The following is a 19,708-nucleotide window of genomic DNA, read 5'->3' as shown; positions in this document are numbered from 1 at the left end:
ATGTCATGCGTTTGAGCGCGTTTGATGCTATTTTCTCTTCGGCGATTTGATTGTGAAAATCACGCGCCTGAAGGGCTTTCGTTTTCCGCGAGAGGTCATCGCCTATGCCGTCTGGGTCTACCATCGCTTTGCGCTCAGCACCGCTGATGTTGAAGATCTGCTCGCGGAACGTGGCGTGACGGTCAGCCGGGAAACGATCCGGCAATGGGTCAACCGCTTTGGCGGCCATTTCGCGAATTGCATCAGGCGGGACCGGCCAAGGGCAACCGACAAATGGCATTTGGACGAAGTGGTCATCCCGATCAACGGTCAGAAATGCTGGCTCTGGCGGGCCGTGGATGCGAACGGGATGCCCTTGATATTCTCGTCCAACCACAGCGGAACGCCATGGCAGCCCGGCACTTTCTGAAGCGGCTGATTTCGCAATTCGGCGTGCCCCGTGTTGTGATCACTGATAAGTTGCGAAGCTATTTCAAGCCGATCCGCGATCTTGCGCCGGGTGCGGATCACCCGAGCACACAAAGGGTTGAACAATCGGATCGAAGGATCATACAGACCCACTCGAAAGCGTGAAAAGCTCATGGGACGCTTCAAGTCGCCAAAGCAAGCGCAAAGGTTCCTGGCCGCTCACGACCAGATCAACACCGTCTTTCGACCCCGCCGCTATCAACTCTCCACCGTCTCATACCGTCACGCCAGAACCGATGCTTTCGGCCTCTGGGACGGTTACGCTCTCGAAATGACCGCCTGACAGATGCAGACCAGACCGCCGTCAGCAGCGGGCAAACAAGTTGGCAATGCTGTTGAAGCAGTTCCGGCGGAGCTATTCCGAACCGAGGTCCGACGGGCAAAGGCACAGCCCGGTACCGTGCCTTGCAGGAAGTCTGTCAGGCTTGCCCGTCCAACGCCAAGTGCTGCCCAAACGCAGATGCCCGCAAGATCACCCGCGAAGAGCATAAGGACGCCAGCCAAGTCGCTCGTGATATTGCGAAGACCTCTTTGAGATCCTTGGCTTGGCCGGGGCTGCGCCATTGAAGTTGCAAAGGCTGGCTACAAGGTCTCGTTGATGTCCCCGGCCAATCGCTCAGTTGATCTGGCGGAAGTGCGCATTACTGGAGGCGTGAGATCGGTCGTTTGGGACATGATGTCAGGTTTGTACCCCTAGACTATGTGAAACCCGAACTTTTGTTGCGCAACAAAGCTCACCTCAAAAACGACAAAAAGGTTTAAGGCTTTTCGACCGAATATCCTGGTTTATTCTCAAGCGCTGGCGTGAATCAGATGGAAGTTCACCGAAAAACTTCCGATAATCGCTTGCGAGTCTGCCTAAATGCCAGATACCGAACTGCGCTGCTATATCGCCAATGGTAAGTCCGCGATTCTCGGGCTTTAGCAAGGCAGAGCGGAAGCCGTTGAGTTTGACAGCTTTGTTGTACTCCAACAGGCTCTGCTGGAAATATTCTCGGAATATTATCTCGAGAGATCTCCGAGAAATACCGAGACGATCTGCTACTTCCTGTGGTGCAAAGTCTAAGCCAAGGTTATCCCGGATCTCTCTTTGAACTATGCCAGCAAGACGCGCCCGATGGGTCTGTTTCCCGACCTCTAAAAGAGATGTGGCAACATGAGCATCTGATGCGATGCCAACCAAATGATCAACAAGCGCTCGTTTATAGCTCTCAAAGACACCTGGATAGGCAATCTGATACTCTTTTGTGGCGAATCGTACTAGAAACGCCACGGATTCACGAAGATGTTTGAGAACAACTGGATGCTCAAAGAATTGTGTGGACGTCGCAATCCGCTTGCAGACATCACTCCTTAAGAGAGTGCCCCTAAGAGTATCTTCAATGGCCGATTTGTCTACGCTTGCAACACAGAATCTGGCATTGGCTTGCGCCCTCCATTCGAATGATTTGCCGGGCGGAATGATAAGAATATGATTGCCGGTAAGGGTGATTCTGCCAAATGCAGCCTCCAAATTTCTGTGGGAAAGGAAGGCGAATCCGTAGCGGTCTGAGGGCGATTCTCCCCATTGGTCCATTTCTTGGTTAAAGGTCTCGAAATTTAGGTCGAACTCCGAATCGATGCTGACCGTTTCAAAACGTCCTTTATACAGCCCAGCACTCATTTGCTGACACTGCCGTTTATACCCCGTCAAACAGGCTGCTTGCTCGTCAATGTTGTAAAAGGTGTGCGCCCATCGCTGTGGCAGCTGTGTTTCGCCAATCGAATTTGCTTGCGGTTCCGGCTCGTTTTTCATTTTGTTCCTTCGCTGGATCACAACCTGAACAACTCAATGAAGGCGCCAAGAAGGGCAGATAAAGTGATGGCGAGACGGATGGCGTCTCGCGGGAAGTCCCGGGACTTTGGGCACCTACAGCATCTAGTTTCATAGCGGTCATCAATGCATCCGTTTGATCTTCTTCAGGGAGAAGGTATCAACTTCGGCTCCTGTTATCGTTGCTGAAGGAAACGTTAATGGGGAAAAGAAATGTGCTTTTCTCTTACATCTTTAGGGTATTGCGGTGTTGCTGCATGGATCGCCGAGCCGCGGCATCGCCAACGGTTACTCTGACGCGAGCGACGGTAGATGCCTTACAAATGGTTACATCGCAAATATTTGCTGACGTTTCAGGTAAGCCATTTGCTGGACAGATTCAGGCTCCGAGTTCGGCGAAAAGCTGAAAGGCGTCACGCCCCTCGTGAGAGATTTGGCCTTTCCTGATCAAGTGAGCTGTCTTAATGGCTCTGAAGATGTTGCACCGTTGGATCAGCTCAGTGCGTCGTCTACATTTGAAAGGCTCCCCTCGCGAAGCTCCATCATGCGGCGACCGATGTCGACCGCGAAGACAACGATGCACCCGGCAACCGGTCTTCAAAGTGCAAGAAAAACTTGATCCGAGCTGTGCGATTAGACAACACCTTCAGAGCCATCAAAGAAACGCCGTTGGTTTGTCACTGCAGGGATTCCAGATAGGCCAGCAGGTCTGAGATTTGCTCCGGTTTCTTTATTCCGGGGAAGGACATTTTCGTACCCGGCAGGTACTTCTTGGGAGACGCCAGGAACCCGGATAAGTGTTCTTCATCCCAAACAAATCCGGCCTCCCCCATCGCCGTTGAGTATTTGTAGCCCTCAACGGTGCCAGCTTCTCGGCCCCAAATGCCAAACATCGTTGGGCCTACCTTTTTCTTACCTTCGTTAACTGCATGACAAGCGGCACATTTTTTGAAAACTTTTTCGCCTTCCGCGGCGACGCTTTGAGCACCCGCCAGCACTATAGTAATGGCCACAAGAATACCTCTCATGAGATCGCTCCTTCCTTTTGATTACAGATGGTTGAGAGTTCAGGCTTGGACCGAAACTGTAGTCGGTCTTGTTTTTCGTAACAGGCTGCGCATTTCCCGAATGCCAGCCCAGAAAAGAAAACAGATCTTCAGAAATTCAGCCGCGACGTAGAGCAGATGCAATGAGCTGTCCTCGACTGTTTGACCCGTGATGATCAATAGCGTTCGCGCGTTCAGCAAAGGTAAGAGCCAAAGCCTTTGAAACCCGAACACGCAAAGCGCGGTAATTAATGGCAACGACGGTTTCCACCGGGACGACAGAAGAAGAACTACAATCAACAGCGCACAAAACGCTTCGAATACGCCAATCCACAGGAACTGCATCCGCCCAACATCTAAGGCGACCGGCAATGTCAATGACGGGGCTTGGAACTTGGCTGGAGCCGCTATCAAATTTCCGCTAATTGCAGCGCCCATCCAAACAGCGATAGTCGCAATGAGTGCAATGCGCGCAGCCCCAAAAAGAGGCTCGGCATTGGCCTGTCGGTCTTTGGAGACGGGGATATTGGCAAGTTGTATCACGCTCATGATCACGCCCTCACTAGACAGGATGCCTGGTTGACGCAGGCGTCGCGACACCCTTGACCGTGGGTTTGGACACCGCTCGCCAATAGCCGTAGCCCATGATCCCGGCACCGGCGAATGCGTTGCCCAAGGTGACATACGTCAAATTGTGGGCGGCTCCGGCCAGAGTGATGCTGTCGGGATGATCTGAGAGCAGCGCCAGTGAAAACACAGTCATGTTCGCAACACTGTGTTCAAACCCGGCGGCGATAAATGCATACAGGCACCAGAAGATGACGATGCATTTGGTAACATCGTCTTTCGCGCGCGCCGAACACCACAAGGCGAGACAAACCAGCCAATTGCACAGGATCGCTTTGGCGAACAGCTCCAACTCGGTGCCGTGCATCTTCTTGGCGGCTACCTTGTAAAGCAAAGCGTCTTCTCCTGCTCCCAGGATAGAACCGGGTGACCAAAGTCGCGATTTCATCCGCTGTGATGTCAAACATATGTGGCCGAATTGGCATGGTACGAGTCATCGGATCTACCTTAACGATACGCCTCACTATCTGCGTGCTATAATAGGCATTGTCAATACCTATTATAGCGTGATTAGCACGACCAGCAGTGATCAGCGGCCTGACAAATAGCTGGACCTTCTGGCCTCAGACTCTGCGTAAGCTGCACTGCGCAGAGGGAAAACCTCATCTTCCGGCGCCTCAATTCCGAGCGGCATATGGGCCGGGTCAAACACCCCTTTAGCGCTTTCTGCACGATCATCCGGCATTTCAATCTGAATTGTCCCAAGTTCAATCTCGGCATGGGCGCCGTCCCACGGGACAGTGGGATCAGAGACATTATCCGCGTTATTTGAGACCACCAGATTCAATGTCCAGCTGACCGGAGAATCCCCTAGCTTTTGCAGAAGCCGGTCGTACAGAAAATCATCAGGAAGCGTTTTTATTTCTTCTTCAGACAATCCAATCCGCCCACCCTTCGGCTTCAGCATGATCCGCGCGGCCATCGACCGATCACTGACCAAGATGCGGTACGCATGGCCCGAGTGATACTCTTCCTGGGAATAACACCTGCAGGGTGCGACTGATTTCAGGTACGCCTGATGGGGAATTGTGTTTGGGTTGGCATCATTAAACATTTGAACAAGTTCTGGGTTTGGTGCCCCGGTTGCCGGATCAGGAACGCGTGCGGCCAGAAAGGCCCGAAACTGTTCAGGTGAGTTTGCAAAGAATACAGGATTTGAAATCAGCGCCATCACCCAGGACTCGGCACCTTGCCCGACTTTCAACCCAATGCCGCGCACTGTCGGGCTTTTATCACTGATCCCAGGCTTTCCACCGCCAACAGAAAATCGCGCGACGACCGGTTGTTCGCTTAACAGCATCGGAATCTGCGCATCAGTTTTCTCGATTGAGGGAATAAAGCGCCCTCTCGCTGCAAACCCCTTGGCATGAGAGGCGCGATAGCCTTCATGACGGCCGAATGTACCGTTCAATGCGTCAATCAGTTTTGCCGCCGGTGTCATTGCTGTCTCCTTCTGGAACTATCATTCAGCAAGTGAAACCACCCAAGCAGACTTCCTTCCGCAGCGCTCTGGCGCACAAGGTGATTTATTTGGAAGTCTGCCAGGCGAGTGGGTTCACTCTGAACCGTTACTCTTTTTCGGAAAGTCGCTGACCAACACCGTGCGCATAGATCAGCGAACGCGCCTCCAGCATCGGATCATTGGAGGGAGCGAAACCTTCACTCAGGATCAGCGGATCGAAGTTGACCTCATCACATTGCCCCTCCGCCTCAGCCATCGCTGCCTCAGCAGTAAACCGGGCGGCAACGATTTCGGTGTGTTCCCCGGTCCATTGGGTAGAAGGGTCATCAACCACATCGTCAGGGTTCGCCAACGTGATCACCATGTCCCATGACACAGCACCGTTGGCGATATTGGCCTGCATGTTCTCTAGGAAGAAGTCGGGGTGAGGGCTCACCACGATCCCTACTTCACCGGATGGCCGAAAAGCGAACCGCATGGGAGTTTCTTCGCCTGCTTCATTTACAAGAACGAATGAGTTCACGCTGAAGTATTTGGTGCCTTCATAGGGGCGAAGCGTCTTATCCAATGCGCCATGGTATTCGCTATATCTTTTCAACGATGGATTGGCCGCCGCAAAGGCTTTTGTCGCATCACCACCCGCAGCTTTGGCACGCAGAAGTTCGATGAACGCTTCGCTAGTCGGAACGGGGAAGAAGTGTTCGGTGTTCATTGCAAACACGTGAAGATCATCGCCGGGCGTGGTAATCTGCATGGACAATCCAAGCAGGCCATACTTGTCATCCGCCGGATTTGCCTTGCCGCCCTTGTGAGATACCCGGGCAATCACAGACGATGTTTCGGTAAACAACGGACTGTTGGAATATTCTTTGATTGACGCATCTACAGGCGCAAGTGTGCCTTCAACACAGAACCCTTTGGTGTGGTTTCGACGCTTGCCCTCGGTCACACCAAAAAGCTGTTCGAAGGCCGCGAAACCGTCTTCAAAATCGAAACCATCTTCAGCAACCACTGGCAACGCCGCAACTGAGAAACATAAAGTCATAAGGCTGGATCTAATCATTGCCTTCTCCTCCGGTCATATTTACTACCTACCTAATATTTAGGTTCCTAATTATTTGCAAGTAAAACTTCGTATGCTAGTGAAGAGTTACCCTCCAAAGGAAGACGTGACGTTGGCCAAAACCAAAACTCCGAAGAACTCGCTGGATGTCCGACTGGACAATCAGCTGTGCTTTGCCGTTTATGCTGCTTCTCACAAGATTGAGCAGTATTACCAAACACTCCTGAACGCTCAGGGGCTTACATATACCCAATATCTTGTCCTGATGGCATTGTCTGAAGAAGACGGCGTTTCGATTTCACATCTAGCAAGGCGTCTGGACGTCTCAGGCGCGACAATGACGCCGATATTGAAGCGCCTGGAAAAAAAGGAGCTGCTGCGGCGGGAAGTGCAAGACGGGAATGAGCGCCAAAAGATTGTGACCTTGACCGAAACCGGGCGCAGCATCTGGATCAAGAGTTGTGGGATATCTTCTGAAGTCTTTTCCCAGATCGGATTAACAAAACGCGAAGCAGATGAGATTATTCGAATCTGCAAAAAGATAGCTGGTAAGTAGTCGCCGCAACACGCGCGAAAAACTGCTCGCTTACAAGCGCCTTAAGTTGCACAAGGGTAGGCTAGGCCAAAAATTCTGGCTTGGAGCTCTTACAGAGCGGCGTTTAAGTGGTTCTGCGGTGACAAACTGGAACGGCTAAAATCTTCCCTGTCAGGGGACCGGGTTCACGGGATAATCATAGCGTGCTAAATCCGGGCGAACAACTTGGCAATCCCGCGATGTGCCTGATGCAGCTACTGGCCGGCTCGCGACTGCCTGAATCGAACATTCTGAAAGTGTCTCGAATGGCAAACTGTAACCGAAGCATTTAGAGATGAGATTATGAAGCTGAGATATCAGTCACCACCGCAACGAGGCCTTAGTCACCAATGCTGGTGTGAATCATCCGAGACGTATCTATGATCGGATACTCACCCGATCTCGGACACAAAATCATGCGGATAGGCTGTTTCGACCAGACGTTTGCGGATGACTGGGTCAATGTCAGTGCCGGTTGCAGAGAATATCCCGGTCTGCTCGATACACCAACGCAGCGGTTTTCCTTCGGAAACCCGTTTCCAGATGATTGGCGTCGCATAAGGCATCAGACGCGGGCGCGTGGCGACGCCCATTGTTAGCCCCTGAATCAGATTGACCTGCTGGCGATGAGCCGGGAACATGATCGTGCTTGAGATGAAACTATCTTCGCTGTTTGCGCTTTCGATCAGGTAAATCCGATTTCCCTGATAGGCGACCAAACCCAGATGCCGCGTCCTTTGACGGACAGAACCATCCTTGCTGTAGGCGCGCTCAAACGTATGGCTGACGACCTTGCCTTTATCCTCTCGCAACCAGATCAGGGTGCGGATGATGTCTCCACCCCAAGTTGGAGTTTGAAAATGCCCATGATAGAATCCAAGATATCGACGCAGATCCCTGGCCTGGTCTTCGAATATGAAATCAAGTGAATAACGTGATCGGTGAATACTGCCTGGATTCAGAGTCTCCAATACGGCAGAAAACTTATCCTCTTCCAGCAACAATGACTCGACGTTTACTCTGAAGTACTGGGCAATTCGGCGCAGGTTGTGAGCGGAGGGCATGCCTCCGCCGTTGAGGTACCGGTTGAACTGTTGGCGGTTGAACCCGATTTCGCGGCAGACCTGAGCAATGCTGACGCGCTCGGAACAAAGGCGACGCAAGTTATTTGAAAAGAACTCTGACATCAGGCACCTAAAACTTCTCTACTTTACACTACAATGGTTACAGATGATTACAAGTACGTATATCCAAGAAATATGTATGTAAGCCGTTTTGTGATGAAAGTTCGCAAGGAACAATCCGCGGCGAACGGGGACAACAATGCTGAAACCACCATTTACTGATATCGTGATAAAAAAATCCCCGTCGGGATTTTATGAGAACTACAGCCTTCCGATCGCAATAGGCAGTAAATGCATTATGGTAGCGTTGGTCCTTTGGGCGCTGCTGTGGCCCAAATCTGCTAATAGCATATTGAACAGCTTCAAATGGCAACTGCTTGAAAGCTTTAATGCATTCTATATCATCCTCTTCGGGGTATTTGCCGTCTTCCTTATCGTCATTGCGATTGTCCCCTCTACCGGTAAGCGCGTTATGGGCGTTCCCGGAGAGAAGCCGGAATTTTCAAACTTTTCGTGGTTTGCGATGATGTTCGGTGCCGGTTTGGGCGTGGGACTTATGGTTTTTGCTACAGCTGAGCCCCTGGGGTTGTGGGGCTCGAACCCGGAAATTCTGGCCCAAAATGTCGGGGCGAACACCGAAGAGGCTATCCGTTCAACCTATGTCTTCACTTTTGCACATTATGGCTTTCATACTTGGGGTGTCTTTGTGGTTGCCGGTCTGGCGATGGCTTACTGCTCGTACACGCGTGGTCTGCCCCTAACGATCCGAAGCGCGCTGACGCCCCTGATCGGTCGTTATGCAAATGGGATTTTTGGGCATGTGATCGACACGCTAGGTGTGGTTGCCACCATTCTAGCCGTTTCGGTCACCATCGGTTTTGGTGTCAGCCAATTTATCAACGGACTTTACGCGATCACCGGAATGGAATGGATCATGAACCTGGGCGGTGAAGCCCCGACACCTAGCAGTGCCGGTCTGATTGCAGGGCTTGTGCTGATCATGGTGTTGTCGATTCTGTCTGCCGTGTCTGGTGTCGGGAAAGGCGTGAAGTATCTGTCGAACCTAAACCTGGTACTCTCGCTGATCCTGCTGCTTACCTTCGTTGTTTTCGGCTCGTTCTTTTTTGCCATGACAACCTACGGAGTTGCACTGTTCGATTACATCGTCGAGTTCGCCTCGCTGTCCTTTAACGCCTATTTTCCGATGAACGAAGCTGAGTTTGCAGCAGCACTGCCAGCGGCGGCACAGCCGTATTCGGCTGAGCTGTTCTCAGGTGCTACTAATGCCTGGGGTAGTTACGATGGTTTTATTTCGGGGCTGACCGGGGATGCGGCAGCGTTGGATGAGACGACGCTGGCAGCTGTTTATGAGGCTGGTAACAATGGTCGACAGTTCACATGGCAAGCTGGATGGACGACCTTTTACTGGGCATGGATGGTAGCTTATGCACCATTCGTGGGTCTATTCCTGGCGCGCATCTCGAAGGGCCGCACTATTCGTGAGTTTGTCATTGGTTGTGTTGTTGCGCCTTCATTGGTGTGCTTTGCTTGGATGACAATTCTGGGTGCAACTGCAATTGATCTTGAACTCAGCGGTGTTGCCGAAGGTGCCATTTCTGGCGCGTCTAACACGAACAAGCTATTTGTCACCTTGTCCTACATTCTGGATGGCTGGCTGTTGTCCGCGCTGAACGTAATGTGCGTTGTCCTTGTTCTGACGTTCCTTGTTACGTCCGCAGACTCCGGTATTTTGGTCATGAACACGATCATGTCCGGAGGAGATCAGGAGACCGGCGTCAAACACCGCATCGTTTGGGGTGTTATTCTAACCGCTGTGCTGGGCACTTTGTTGCTGGCCGCAGGCGAAACCAACCCAATGGAGGCTATTCGAAACGCAATGATTATCGGAGCACTACCGTTTGCTGTCATCTTAGGATTGATGATGATTGCGATGATCAAAGCAATGTATCGCGACTATCTGCGCGAAAAACATCAGCCATCCGGACTTGGAACTGAACCTGCGGAATGAACTAGCGGTGACGAGCAATAATGAAGTTGCTCGTCACCCCTACACTTCTTCGTCTCCTTATAAGCAGTTCGTTCAAGAGTTCCCGTGCATGGTTAAACTCACCGGCGACTCCAGGCGGGCCGGGATAAATTGATCCGGACCCGCCCGCAGTGACCAAAGGGAAAATTTGGTGATGCACGACAGCCTAAAGTATCGGCCGCCGCGTTTTATGATCCAGCCATGGCATTGCCTTTTCCAAAGCAGCGGCAACGTGAAACGCACGCGGGTCATCGAAAGCGCGCGCAACGATCTGAACTCCGACCGGCCTGCCGTTTGCACCGATACCTGCCGGCACAGCCAAAACGGGTAAACGTGACAACATGTTAAAAACGGCCTGTGTGTTGAGGTCATAGTCACTGTCGAATTCGCGATCACCAATTTGGATCCGATCCCAGGGTTTTTGCTGTGCCAGCATGTCGTAACTGGCAAACGTAGGGCAGATGAATGCGTAGTACTCATCTTCCAGCATAGGACCAAATCTGCTGTAGATATCCGCCGCGACATCATATGCAGTCAGGAATTCATCTGCCGTGGTTTTTTTTGCCAGATCCGCGATATAGGCGGTGTAATCGCAAACCAGATCGGGGTGAGCCTCAACTTCGCGTAGTAGAGCCGCACCCATCAGGTGGTTCAGGTAGTTCTTACAACTCTCACGCACCTCTCGTCCCCACCCAAGATCGACTTCTTCCAAAACAGCTCCTGCATCTGACAGGGAGTCCAGCACCTTGCGGGTCTGATTGGCGACGTCCTCGGTGACAACTTCGTTGCTCACATCAAAACTATAGGCAATGCGTTTGCCTTTCAGGTCGTCAAAATCAAACGGGATCGTCATATCCTCTCGCACTGTGGCGATGTCCTGCGGATGATGGCCGGAGATGATGTTCTGCATCAACGCGCAATCGGCTGTCGTCCGGGACATTGCGCCAACATGGCAATAAGCATCCAGATTGAACGGCGCCACATCGGGCACCCGTCCATAAGGCGGTTTGAAACCAACAATACCACAGGCTCCCGCCGGGCCACGTATTGAACCGCCGATGTCTGAGCCAGTGGCCAAAGTTGTGGTGCCTGCGGCAAGTGCTGCTCCGGATCCACCGGACGATCCGGATGTGGTGTAATCAAGATCCCAGGGATTACGTGACACACCATGAAGGCGCGATTCAGTGGTCCAGGCACAGCAAAATTCCGGTGTGGCAGTTCTGGCGTGGAAAATTGCACCTGCCGCCTGCAAACGCTCAGCTACGGGATGGGTTTCGTTCGCGAAATAGTCTTTGTAGATCAGAGATCCCTGGGTGTTGCGTTGTCCTTTGACGGACATTTCATCCTTGATGGCAACGCTTATGCCCTCCAGTGGCCGCGCATCCTCGGGACGACACACATAAATATCTTCTGCGGAGCGGGCGGCTTTCATGGCTTCATCGTGATACATGTCGGTAAAAGCATTAATCTTGGGCTCGACCTGCTCAGCGCGGGCAAGCTGCGCCTTCAGGACATCAACAGGCGACAGTTCCCCAGACTTGTATCGGGTGATTTGATCGCGGGCAGACAAGTAGCAAAGTTCAAGATATGAAGGGGACATTGTTGTTTCCTTTGACGTTCAGGCGGTGCGATTCCAGTGCATATGGACACGCAAAAATTTGAAGCTGGCTGAGGTAAGTTACGCTTCGAAGGTTATTTTGCCTCCGCAGATTGTTACCGCGGCGCGGGAGGTACCCAATTGGCTTGCCGACAAGGCCTCGATGTCGTGATCCATCACAACCACATCGGCCATCATTCCTGGTCGTAGCGTACCCTTGCGATGCTCATTAAATTCGACCCATGCATTGTCGCGGGTGTACGATGCCAGTGAATCGCGCAGGCTTTGGCGTTGGTCTGGCCCCTGTGAAGACGGATCAACGCCGGTCACCGCTCCTTGAATGGTTTGCATAACGTCCACCGGGACAACTGGCCAATCTGTTGAAAAGATGACTTTGGCACCTGTGTGGCGGATGGTCCTCCACGGGCACGCATTCCTGATCTGGAAGTCATGAAGAAGATCACCAGCTTCATACGGTGTGAAAAAGCCCGCACGTGGAGAATGCAGAGGTTGGAATGAGGCCACGACACCAAGCTGCGCCAGACGTGGAATGTCTTCGGAAGCGATCGTTTCTATATGCTCGATCCGGTGTCGGCTGTCGCGAACGCCATTGATCTTCTGTGCGGCCTCAAATGCATCCAGAGTGGCACGCACACCTGCATCTCCAATCGCGTGAACAGAGATTTGCAACCCCATGGCATCAGCGCGAATACAGGCTTGTTTGAAATGCTCATCCGAAAACAGCGGTGCACTACAGCTGTCTGTTCCGGGATAGGGCTGCAACATGAAAGCCGTGCCATTATCAATAACGCCGTCGATGAACATTTTGACCCGCGAGGACCACAGCATTTCACTGGCATATGTATCGCGCATTTGAGCGGCTTCATTCAGGCGCTCCAGCGGGTCGGTGTGTTTAAGGTGCATAGGAATTTCGGTGCGACACAAGAGCGTGCCTTCCGCTTCCAATTCCGCCAGCAGTTCCAGTTGATAGAAATTACCGTCCATGTTGTGCAGGCCCGTGATCCCATAGGACGCACAGTGCTCAAGCCCTTTGGCAATGACGGCTTTGTCAATGGCGCGTTCTCTGGCCGTGGGCGTGGGAATTGGATCGGCACCGGTCACGCTTCCAACCATTTCGCGCCCGCCAAGGGGGGTATGGGCAATCACCGGACCCATTGCCGCCGCTTCGCGCAATTCGCCCGACGCAGTGCCATCCTTGGCCATGACAACCTCAGATCCTTCGTCAACGATTTTTCCGTGCAGCAAGCCTGCCAGTTCAAGGGCTTTGGTATTTGCCCAGGCCGTGTGACAATCAGAGGCAACCGCCACAAAGGGCCGATCCGGCATCACTGCATCTAGGTCTTGCCGTGTGGTCGGCCGGTGACCAAAGGCGTGATAGTCGATTGAATTCGCATAAAGCAGAACATCATCCGGGCGTGATACTGCAAACTCGCGCACAGCCGCAGAAATCGCCTGAAGCCCAAAGACTCCGTACAGGTTCAGGTAGCTCAACTCAGCTGCACCCTGGAACAAATGGACATGACTGTCGATGAAGCCGGGCAGAACAGTATTGCCCTGAGCATCGATGACCCGGGCTGATCCCGAAATATCCCGGATCTCGGCATTTGTACCAACAGCTGTGATAACACCGCCTTTGATTGCCAAAGCCTCGGCGTCTGGCCCGTCAAATGTCACAACTTTACCGTTGAGAATGACCAAATCCGTCATGGATCGCTCCTAAATAGATAGCTTTTTCGCATCATGCGCGTCGGCTGCCCCTGAAGGCTGGCCTCGAAGATCTGGATTCAACATGCTGTTGAACCCGCATGAGACTGTTCCGGAAGATCGTGATGAGACGCTGCAATCAGTGCGCGGGTGTAAGGTTGCTCTGCATTGTGAAAAAGCTGATCGGTCGGACCGGTTTCAACAAGTTGCCCCTTCAGCATTACGATCATGCGGTCAGCCGCATGGCGTACGACACTCATGTTGTGCGTGATGAGCAATATCGACAGGCCCATTTGTTCTTGCAGGGCATTCAGCAGATTCACGACTTCGCCCTGAACCGACACATCCAGCCCTGCTGTCGGTTCGTCTGCGACAATCAGTTTAGGAGACAAGGCCAGCGCCCTTGCTATGCCCGCGCGGCGCGCTTGCCCACCCGACATTTCATGCGGAAATCTGTGCGCAAATGAGGCGTCCAGCCCCACTTGCGTCAACAGCTCAACAGCGCGTGCTGGTGTTGCCTCAGACTTGCGGCCATGAACGACAAGAGGTTCAACAATTTGCTTTGCGATCGGAACTCGCGGTGACAACGATCCCGCCGGATCCTGAAACATCATCGCGACATGTTCACGCGCTTTGCCCCAGGCGGCAGCATCCGCACCAGACATATCGTCCCCACACAGAGTGATCCGCCCTTCGTCAGGTTTCACCAGTCCCATTATGCTGCGGGCAACGGTCGTCTTTCCTGATCCGCTTTCCCCGATCAGGGCGAGGGTTTCGCCTCTGTGAATGTCAAAGCTGACGTTTTGAACCGCCCGAATTTCTTCCGACCACCCGCCCAGCTTTGCCGGAATAAATCCACTACGATAAAAGTTTACCGATAGGCTTTCCACACTGAGCACAGGTTGATGATGCAGATCGATCCGATCACTTGGCCCGGCAACAATAGGTATATCGCCCTCTAAAGCATCAGCCATGGTTGGCAGGCGTCGCGTTGGGGTGTCTATCTGTGCGGGATCACAGCGAAGCAATGCTTTGGTGTAATCGTCCTGTGGATTGGAAAACACATCCCTGACTGATCCGGACTCACGAATTTCCCCGGATTTCATGACCAGCACATCATCACAAAGAGAAGCGACAACACCAAGATGATGGGTCACGAAAACAACAGCGCAGCCCGTTTCGTTTTGCAGTCGGCGCAACAGGTCAAGTATTTCGACCTCCAATGTCGGATCAAGTGCCGTTGTTGGTTCATCAGCAAGCACCAGGTCTGGCCCTAACATCAGTGCCATCGCAATTGAAACGCGCTGGCGCTGACCGCCGGACAACTCGTGAGGGTACATGTTCATGCGTGTCGCTGGGTCAGGCAGGCTGACCCAGTCCAAGGCATCAATCGCACGTTGCCACTTTTCGCGTTTCGACCATGGTTCGCGGTACAGCAAATCGGTCATTTGTTGACCAATGGTCAGCGCCGGCGCAAGCGACGTCATAGGGTCCTGAGACACATAGGAAATACGGGTTCCGCGCAAGCTGCGCAGCTGATCAGGCTGCAGACGCAACAAGTCTGTTCCGTCGAACCAAACCTCTCCGGAATTCAATGTGGCCGCATCGGGTAACAGCCGCGTCAAAGCCCACAGCAGGGTCGACTTCCCTGAACCACTTTCCCCGACGATGCCCAGTGTCTGGCCTTTCTGAAGAGAGAACGAAGCCCATTTCACAGCCTGAATAGGACCAAAGCGTATGGCCAGATCGCAAACATCAAGAAGTTTGTCGTGCTTCATTTCCCCCTCCTGACAAGTTTGGGGTCAAAGGCGTCACGCAGAGCTTCACCCAGAAATGTAAAGCCTAGGGTGGCTACCACCAGGGGGATTCCCCCTGCGACCACCAGCCATGGGGTATGCCCCATAAAATCAAACCCATCCTGCAACATCAGGCCCCAGCTGGAAGACGGTGGTTTGACCCCCACTCCAAGGAAGCTCAACCCGGCCTCGGCCGCGATGAAGGTCGGAATATCCATTGAGGCAATAATCAGTATGGGTCCGATTACATTGGGTAGAATATGGCGCACTACGATGCGGGTGCGGCTTGCGCCCATCGCACGCAGGGCCTCGACATATTCGGCGTTTGAGTGCGCCATGACAGAAGAGCGCATGACCCGCGCATAATAGGGCACGGAAGTGACCACCAGCAGGCCGATCAAGACCAGCATTCCGCCGCCAAATATCGGGCCAATGGCAAGCGCAAGAATGATTACAGGATAGGCACGTACAGTATCAAATCCCAAAGTCAGGACATAATCCGCCCAACGGGGACCCATCGCAGCTATCATTCCAAGAATACCCCCCAGCACGACGGACATACCGGTCGAGATCAACGCCACGCTCAAAGCGATACGGCCGCCGTACAAGGCCCGGGACAGCACATCACGCCCCAGTTGATCCGTTCCCAACCAGTGAGCCGCACTTGGATCCTGAAGCTTCGCAGGTATGTCCATTGCATTGGGCCCATATGGGGCAATCCAGGGTGCGAAAATTGCGGACAAAATCAGCGTGATAGCCAACAGCAGCCCGAATAGGCCCATTGGATCGCGCAGCAATTTTCGAAAGCCACCCGCTTGAGGGGTCAACTTCGCTGCAGGAGGCTCGATTGCGGTCATTCCCGAGATTCCTTGAAGCGTGGGTCAATGATGGCGTTCAGAATGTCCGCCGTAGTGGTTGCGGCAATCAACAATGCGCTTGAGGCCAAAACAGCGCCTAACGAAACAGGATAGTTGCGTAAAATAACGGCGTCATACATCAACTTGCCAATGCCCGGCCGGGCAAAAACGATTTCGGCAAAGACTGCACTTCCAAGCATGTAGCCGACGCCGATACCCAGGACCGTTATTGTTGGTGCCACAGCCACGCACAAAGCGTAGCGATAGACAATCCGCGTTTCCTTTAGCCCAAAAGAACGTGCGTTCCGGATATAGTTTGCCGTCAGAACCTCGATCATGGAGGCCCGTACCAGGCGTGCGAGATATCCGACCCAGCCGATGCCCACCGCAATGGCGGGCATAATAAGATGGTGAATCGTTGATCCGATGGAACCCTCACCTGCCCCAATCGCGGGTAGCCAGCCCAATCGGGCAGAAAACAGCAACATTCCGTAGATGGCAATAATAACCGAAGGGACGGCAATAACACTTACGGAAAGGATGCCTATCAAGCGGTCGAACACCCCATTGCGACGCACAGCAGCGATACATCCCAGAGGGATTCCAAGGCTCGCAGCCAGCAGCATGGACGCAGCAACAAGCTGAATAGTATGCGGTAAATGCGCCAGCAGAATTTCGCTGACAGGGCGGCGTGTTCGAATGTCTGTCCCCAGGTCACCGTGCAGGATAGCGTTCAGATAATTCACGATCTGAACCGGCATAGGTTTGTCCAGGCCAAGCTTTTCGGCAAACGCCGCCTTGATCTCAGGTGTGGCACGTGGGCCAAGCATGGCACTGGCCGGATCACCCGGGGCAAGTTGCACCAGCACGTAAAGCGTTGAAATGGCGAGGATGAGAACCACCACCCCAAGGCAACTGCGCCGCAGGATATATCCGAGCATCGTGATGTCTCCGAAAAGGCATGGGCTTGGCGGCCCGGTATGGAGCCGCCAAGATAGAAATGCTTAGTTTACAGCTTTCTTGAAGCCGGCAAACACCGGGCGTCCATCGGGCAACGTTGCCGGAATGACCGTATCGCGCCACAGGATTGTTAACGGCTCATTTGTCAGGAAGACAAAATCGCCGGAGTCCTGCATCATGTCCTGCAACTTCACATAAAGTGCTCCGCGCTCTGCTTCATCGACAGTTTGGCGCGCCTCCGCCACCATGGCATCGTAGTCAGGATTGCTCAGCCCTTCCCAATTCCAGATACCGACCTGATCGGACGTGAAGTACTGCATGGCGTAAATGCCCTCCGGGTTGCCGGTCCAGGACTTCAGATGAAGTTGCAGATCAGCAGCGCGTGTTTCGTCAACGCTCCAGAATGTGCCTTCGTCCTGAGCGTTAAGCTCTACGATCAACCCGATCTCTGCAAGATTGGCCTGAATAATCTGGGCAATAGTCGAGCGGTTGGCGGTGTTGACATAATCGAGCCGTAAAACGGTGCCTTCGGCGCCCGCCTCAGAAATCAATGCCTGAGCTGCCTCAACATTGCGTTGGATTGGGGCGGCTGTACGGTGACCCAATAGCCCTGGGGCGACCATACCCGATGCCTGATTGGCGCTCCCGTTTGATACAGCCGATAGAATGGTTGGCACATCCACAGCCAGCTGAATGGCGTGGCGGACACGCTGATCGGAAAGCCCTTCGTAGGTTTCTGAAACTCCCATCCAAAGCGGATCCAACGATGGTCGCAGTTCTGTTTTGCCATCTTCAGAAAGTGTGGTGGACCAGCTGTCATATTCTAACGCTGAGGCGGCATAGGTGAAATCAATCTCTCCAGCATCAAACGCAACCCGTGCAGCGTTGTCATCTGCAATTGCAATGATTGAAACTTCTTCAAAATCAGCAGGCTCGCCGTTCCAGTCCGGGTCTTTTTCCAGAATGAAAGCTTCTCCCGGTTCGTGAGATTTGAACTTGTAAGCGCCAGCCGTCGCGACCGGAGTCGCTTCAAAATAGCCGTCAGAGGCCTCGGCCGCTGCTTTGGAAATGATGGCGCCGGATGTGTAAGTTAGGGTTGCGGTCCAAAATGACGGAGATGGCGCACTAAGATGAATGATGCCTGTGTATTTCCCAGTCACCTCGACGTCCGTCATCAATGAAAACTCTGCTGAGACACCGGACTCCAGATCTGGATCGTTATGGCGTTCAAAAGAGTACTCAACATCTTCGGCGGTCAGCTCTCCGTATCCACCCGACCACATGATACCGGGCTTCAATTCAAAAGCGATGTTTTGCGGATCGGACAAGTCAACCGACTTAGCTGCATCAAGTTCAATCTGCCAGCTGTCGCCTGGTGCGTATTTCCCCAATCGTGGGTAAATATTGTCAATCAATAGCTGCTCTGAACTGGAGCCCCAATAGGCCGGATCCAGATACCCGGGATCAGCCGGTACAGCGATGCGCAGATTGTCAGCTGCCGCTGCTCCGGAAAGCGCCAAGCCAAACATCAAGGCGAGAGGGGTCGTTGACACGTTCTGTTTTGGGATTTTGTTGGTTTTAGGTGTCATTTTCTTCTCCGTCTGTTGGATCTTTTTTGTCAGTGTAGAGACAGATGAAAAAAAGGCGCGACCAATTGTGGTCAAAAATATATGCTAGCTGCATCACAATGGCATAAAGTAGCATAAATATGGTGCAGACTCATCTTCCACAAAACCTGCGGTTGCTATGCAGCTATGGGCAGTCCGTTTCAGATATATGCCGTCGAATCGGGATTAACCGTCAGCAGTTCAACAAATACCTAACTGGGCAAACGCAACCTTCGCTTGCCACACTCCGGCGTATTTGTGACTTCTTTGGTGTGGATGAGGCAGAGGTCTTGCAAGATCACATGTCCTTTTCGAAAATGGTACGGCTGCGCCCCCCCGTTTTACCCAGTTCTTCTGACCCAGTTACCGCCCAGCTTGAAAAAGTCATCCGTCGGGATCGCCAAAATTCGGGCGTTCTGAAACGACATGCCGGGTATTACCACATCTATATGAGCCCCGATCCTGCAAGAAACTATCTTTTGAAAAGCGTTGGACACATGTTTCAATTGGGCAATGAATGGTTCACCAAAGAACTCGAACGGTATGGGGAGAATGAATTTGCTGTTCCGTCGCCTTTAAAGCACTCAGGGCTGTTGTTCGAAGCGCACAACCGCATTTTCATAACCTCTCGTGAACAGGGTCGCGGATATGGGATGTGGTCAACGATATTGATAGCTTCGGACTACAATGAGCCATCCTTTTTGCCAGGTCTAATTCAGGGCATAGAACCCGAGGGAGGCCATCTGGTCTACGGAGCGCGTGTTGTTTGGGAGTATCTTGGGAAGTCACCAAACTTGCGCAAAGTAGTGCAGAGTTGTGGCACACTAAGAGGGGACCAGCCAGAAGTTCCCGAATTCGTGCGCAATTCTCTCTTCAACATGGAAGAAGGGAAACAAGTGACGCTGACCGTGGCCTTTTAGGGTCTTCAGTATTTCCCAACTA

16 protein-coding genes and 3 pseudogenes are annotated in these 19,708 nt (G+C 52.8%); 6 read left to right on the top strand and 13 right to left on the bottom strand.

Features of this window, described 5'->3' with window-relative positions:
- Positions 1-52: 52 nt before the first annotated feature.
- The 3 pseudogenes from AC2FLE_RS20735 to AC2FLE_RS20725 all read left to right on the top strand — a co-directional run.
- Positions 53-298, top strand: a pseudogene (locus AC2FLE_RS20735) (IS6 family transposase); the annotation flags it as partial.
- Positions 290-751: pseudogene (locus AC2FLE_RS20730) on the top strand (IS6 family transposase). The pseudogenes AC2FLE_RS20735 and AC2FLE_RS20730, both read left to right, overlap by 9 nt.
- A gap of 52 nt (positions 752-803) precedes the next feature.
- Positions 804-996: pseudogene (locus AC2FLE_RS20725) on the top strand (IS5/IS1182 family transposase); the annotation flags it as partial.
- Between the two features lie 211 nt (positions 997-1,207).
- Here AC2FLE_RS20725 and AC2FLE_RS20720 read toward each other — a convergent pair.
- The 6 genes from AC2FLE_RS20720 to AC2FLE_RS20695 all read right to left on the bottom strand — a co-directional run bounded on the left by AC2FLE_RS20720 (position 1,208) and on the right by AC2FLE_RS20695 (position 6,479).
- Complete coding sequence (locus tag AC2FLE_RS20720) at positions 1,208-2,263, bottom strand: helix-turn-helix domain-containing protein (protein WP_496699450.1); 1,056 nt, start codon at positions 2,261-2,263, stop codon at positions 1,208-1,210.
- Positions 2,264-2,958: 695 nt separating this feature from the next.
- The gene (locus tag AC2FLE_RS20715) at positions 2,959-3,309 is read right to left on the bottom strand and encodes a c-type cytochrome (RefSeq protein ID WP_496699448.1); all 351 of its coding nucleotides are present in this window, start codon (positions 3,307-3,309) and stop codon (positions 2,959-2,961) included.
- A gap of 39 nt (positions 3,310-3,348) precedes the next feature.
- A complete protein-coding gene (locus AC2FLE_RS20710) occupies positions 3,349-3,876 on the bottom strand; it encodes a hypothetical protein (protein ID WP_496699446.1) in 528 nt (175 codons plus the stop codon).
- Positions 3,877-3,889: 13 nt separating this feature from the next.
- The gene (locus AC2FLE_RS20705) at positions 3,890-4,288 is read right to left on the bottom strand and encodes a formate/nitrite transporter family protein (RefSeq protein WP_496699445.1); all 399 of its coding nucleotides are present in this window, start codon (positions 4,286-4,288) and stop codon (positions 3,890-3,892) included.
- Between the two features lie 195 nt (positions 4,289-4,483).
- Complete coding sequence (locus tag AC2FLE_RS20700) at positions 4,484-5,395, bottom strand: catalase (protein WP_496699443.1); 912 nt, start codon at positions 5,393-5,395, stop codon at positions 4,484-4,486.
- 127 nt (positions 5,396-5,522) lie between these two features.
- Entirely contained in the window at positions 5,523-6,479 is a 957-nt protein-coding gene (locus AC2FLE_RS20695) for a catalase (RefSeq protein ID WP_496699441.1), read from the bottom strand.
- Positions 6,480-6,591: 112 nt separating this feature from the next.
- On the opposite strand from AC2FLE_RS20695, the gene AC2FLE_RS20690 reads away from it, so the two are divergent.
- Entirely contained in the window at positions 6,592-7,035 is a 444-nt protein-coding gene (locus AC2FLE_RS20690; protein WP_496699439.1) for a MarR family winged helix-turn-helix transcriptional regulator, read from the top strand.
- A 410-nt stretch (positions 7,036-7,445) separates the two neighbouring features.
- Here the strand turns inward: AC2FLE_RS20690 and AC2FLE_RS20685 are convergent, their stop codons facing one another.
- A complete protein-coding gene (locus tag AC2FLE_RS20685) occupies positions 7,446-8,240 on the bottom strand; it encodes a helix-turn-helix transcriptional regulator (RefSeq protein ID WP_496699437.1) in 795 nt (264 codons plus the stop codon).
- Between the two features lie 136 nt (positions 8,241-8,376).
- Here AC2FLE_RS20685 and AC2FLE_RS20680 point away from each other — a divergent pair, with 136 nt between their 5' ends.
- On the top strand, positions 8,377-10,206 hold the full coding sequence (locus AC2FLE_RS20680; protein ID WP_496699436.1) for a BCCT family transporter: 1,830 nt from the start codon (positions 8,377-8,379) through the stop codon (positions 10,204-10,206).
- Between the two features lie 184 nt (positions 10,207-10,390).
- On the opposite strand, the gene AC2FLE_RS20675 is transcribed toward AC2FLE_RS20680, so the two are convergent.
- The 6 genes from AC2FLE_RS20675 to AC2FLE_RS20650 form a co-directional block, all read right to left on the bottom strand.
- Positions 10,391-11,824, bottom strand: a complete 1,434-nt coding sequence (locus tag AC2FLE_RS20675) for an amidase (RefSeq protein WP_496699434.1) — start codon at positions 11,822-11,824, stop codon at positions 10,391-10,393.
- Positions 11,825-11,902: 78 nt separating this feature from the next.
- Positions 11,903-13,549 (bottom strand): amidohydrolase, encoded by a 1,647-nt coding sequence (locus tag AC2FLE_RS20670; protein WP_496699433.1) that lies wholly within the window; start codon positions 13,547-13,549, stop codon positions 11,903-11,905.
- Positions 13,550-13,626: 77 nt separating this feature from the next.
- Positions 13,627-15,324 (bottom strand): dipeptide ABC transporter ATP-binding protein, encoded by a 1,698-nt coding sequence (locus AC2FLE_RS20665; RefSeq protein ID WP_496699431.1) that lies wholly within the window; start codon positions 15,322-15,324, stop codon positions 13,627-13,629.
- Positions 15,321-16,199: an ABC transporter permease gene (locus AC2FLE_RS20660; protein ID WP_496699429.1), complete on the bottom strand. Its 879-nt coding sequence runs from the start codon at positions 16,197-16,199 to the stop codon at positions 15,321-15,323. The genes AC2FLE_RS20665 and AC2FLE_RS20660 overlap by 4 nt, the downstream gene beginning before the upstream one ends.
- On the bottom strand, positions 16,196-17,140 hold the full coding sequence (locus AC2FLE_RS20655) for an ABC transporter permease (protein WP_496699428.1): 945 nt from the start codon (positions 17,138-17,140) through the stop codon (positions 16,196-16,198). Before AC2FLE_RS20655 ends, AC2FLE_RS20660 begins: the two co-directional genes overlap by 4 nt.
- 63 nt (positions 17,141-17,203) lie before the next feature.
- Complete coding sequence (locus AC2FLE_RS20650) at positions 17,204-18,748, bottom strand: ABC transporter substrate-binding protein (protein WP_496699427.1); 1,545 nt, start codon at positions 18,746-18,748, stop codon at positions 17,204-17,206.
- A gap of 119 nt (positions 18,749-18,867) precedes the next feature.
- Between AC2FLE_RS20650 and AC2FLE_RS20645 the strand changes: the two genes are divergently transcribed.
- Positions 18,868-19,686 (top strand): helix-turn-helix domain-containing protein, encoded by an 819-nt coding sequence (locus tag AC2FLE_RS20645; protein ID WP_496699426.1) that lies wholly within the window; start codon positions 18,868-18,870, stop codon positions 19,684-19,686.
- Positions 19,687-19,708: the final 22 nt, after the last annotated feature.

The sequence above is a fragment of the Ruegeria sp. CDSA077 genome (assembly GCF_059612265.1).
Note: the sequence above shows the minus strand (reverse complement) of the source record. Positions and strands in the feature narration are given on the sequence as shown.

Excerpts from the sequence above, each read along its gene's own strand:
- AC2FLE_RS20700 (WP_496699443.1), bottom strand. The coding sequence starts at position 5,395 with ATGACACCGGCGGCAAAACTGATTGACGCATTGAACGGTACATTCGGC.
- AC2FLE_RS20645 (WP_496699426.1), top strand. The coding sequence starts at position 18,868 with ATGGTGCAGACTCATCTTCCACAAAACCTGCGGTTGCTATGCAGCTAT.
- AC2FLE_RS20685 (WP_496699437.1), bottom strand. The coding sequence starts at position 8,240 with ATGTCAGAGTTCTTTTCAAATAACTTGCGTCGCCTTTGTTCCGAGCGC.
- AC2FLE_RS20720 (WP_496699450.1), bottom strand. The coding sequence starts at position 2,263 with ATGAAAAACGAGCCGGAACCGCAAGCAAATTCGATTGGCGAAACACAG.
- AC2FLE_RS20660 (WP_496699429.1), bottom strand. The coding sequence starts at position 16,199 with ATGACCGCAATCGAGCCTCCTGCAGCGAAGTTGACCCCTCAAGCGGGT.
- AC2FLE_RS20655 (WP_496699428.1), bottom strand. The coding sequence starts at position 17,140 with ATGCTCGGATATATCCTGCGGCGCAGTTGCCTTGGGGTGGTGGTTCTC.
- AC2FLE_RS20675 (WP_496699434.1), bottom strand. The coding sequence starts at position 11,824 with ATGTCCCCTTCATATCTTGAACTTTGCTACTTGTCTGCCCGCGATCAA.
- AC2FLE_RS20715 (WP_496699448.1), bottom strand. The coding sequence starts at position 3,309 with ATGAGAGGTATTCTTGTGGCCATTACTATAGTGCTGGCGGGTGCTCAA.
- AC2FLE_RS20695 (WP_496699441.1), bottom strand. The coding sequence starts at position 6,479 with ATGATTAGATCCAGCCTTATGACTTTATGTTTCTCAGTTGCGGCGTTG.
- AC2FLE_RS20680 (WP_496699436.1), top strand. The coding sequence starts at position 8,377 with ATGCTGAAACCACCATTTACTGATATCGTGATAAAAAAATCCCCGTCG.
- AC2FLE_RS20650 (WP_496699427.1), bottom strand. The coding sequence starts at position 18,748 with ATGACACCTAAAACCAACAAAATCCCAAAACAGAACGTGTCAACGACC.
- AC2FLE_RS20670 (WP_496699433.1), bottom strand. The coding sequence starts at position 13,549 with ATGACGGATTTGGTCATTCTCAACGGTAAAGTTGTGACATTTGACGGG.
- AC2FLE_RS20710 (WP_496699446.1), bottom strand. The coding sequence starts at position 3,876 with ATGAGCGTGATACAACTTGCCAATATCCCCGTCTCCAAAGACCGACAG.
- AC2FLE_RS20665 (WP_496699431.1), bottom strand. The coding sequence starts at position 15,324 with ATGAAGCACGACAAACTTCTTGATGTTTGCGATCTGGCCATACGCTTT.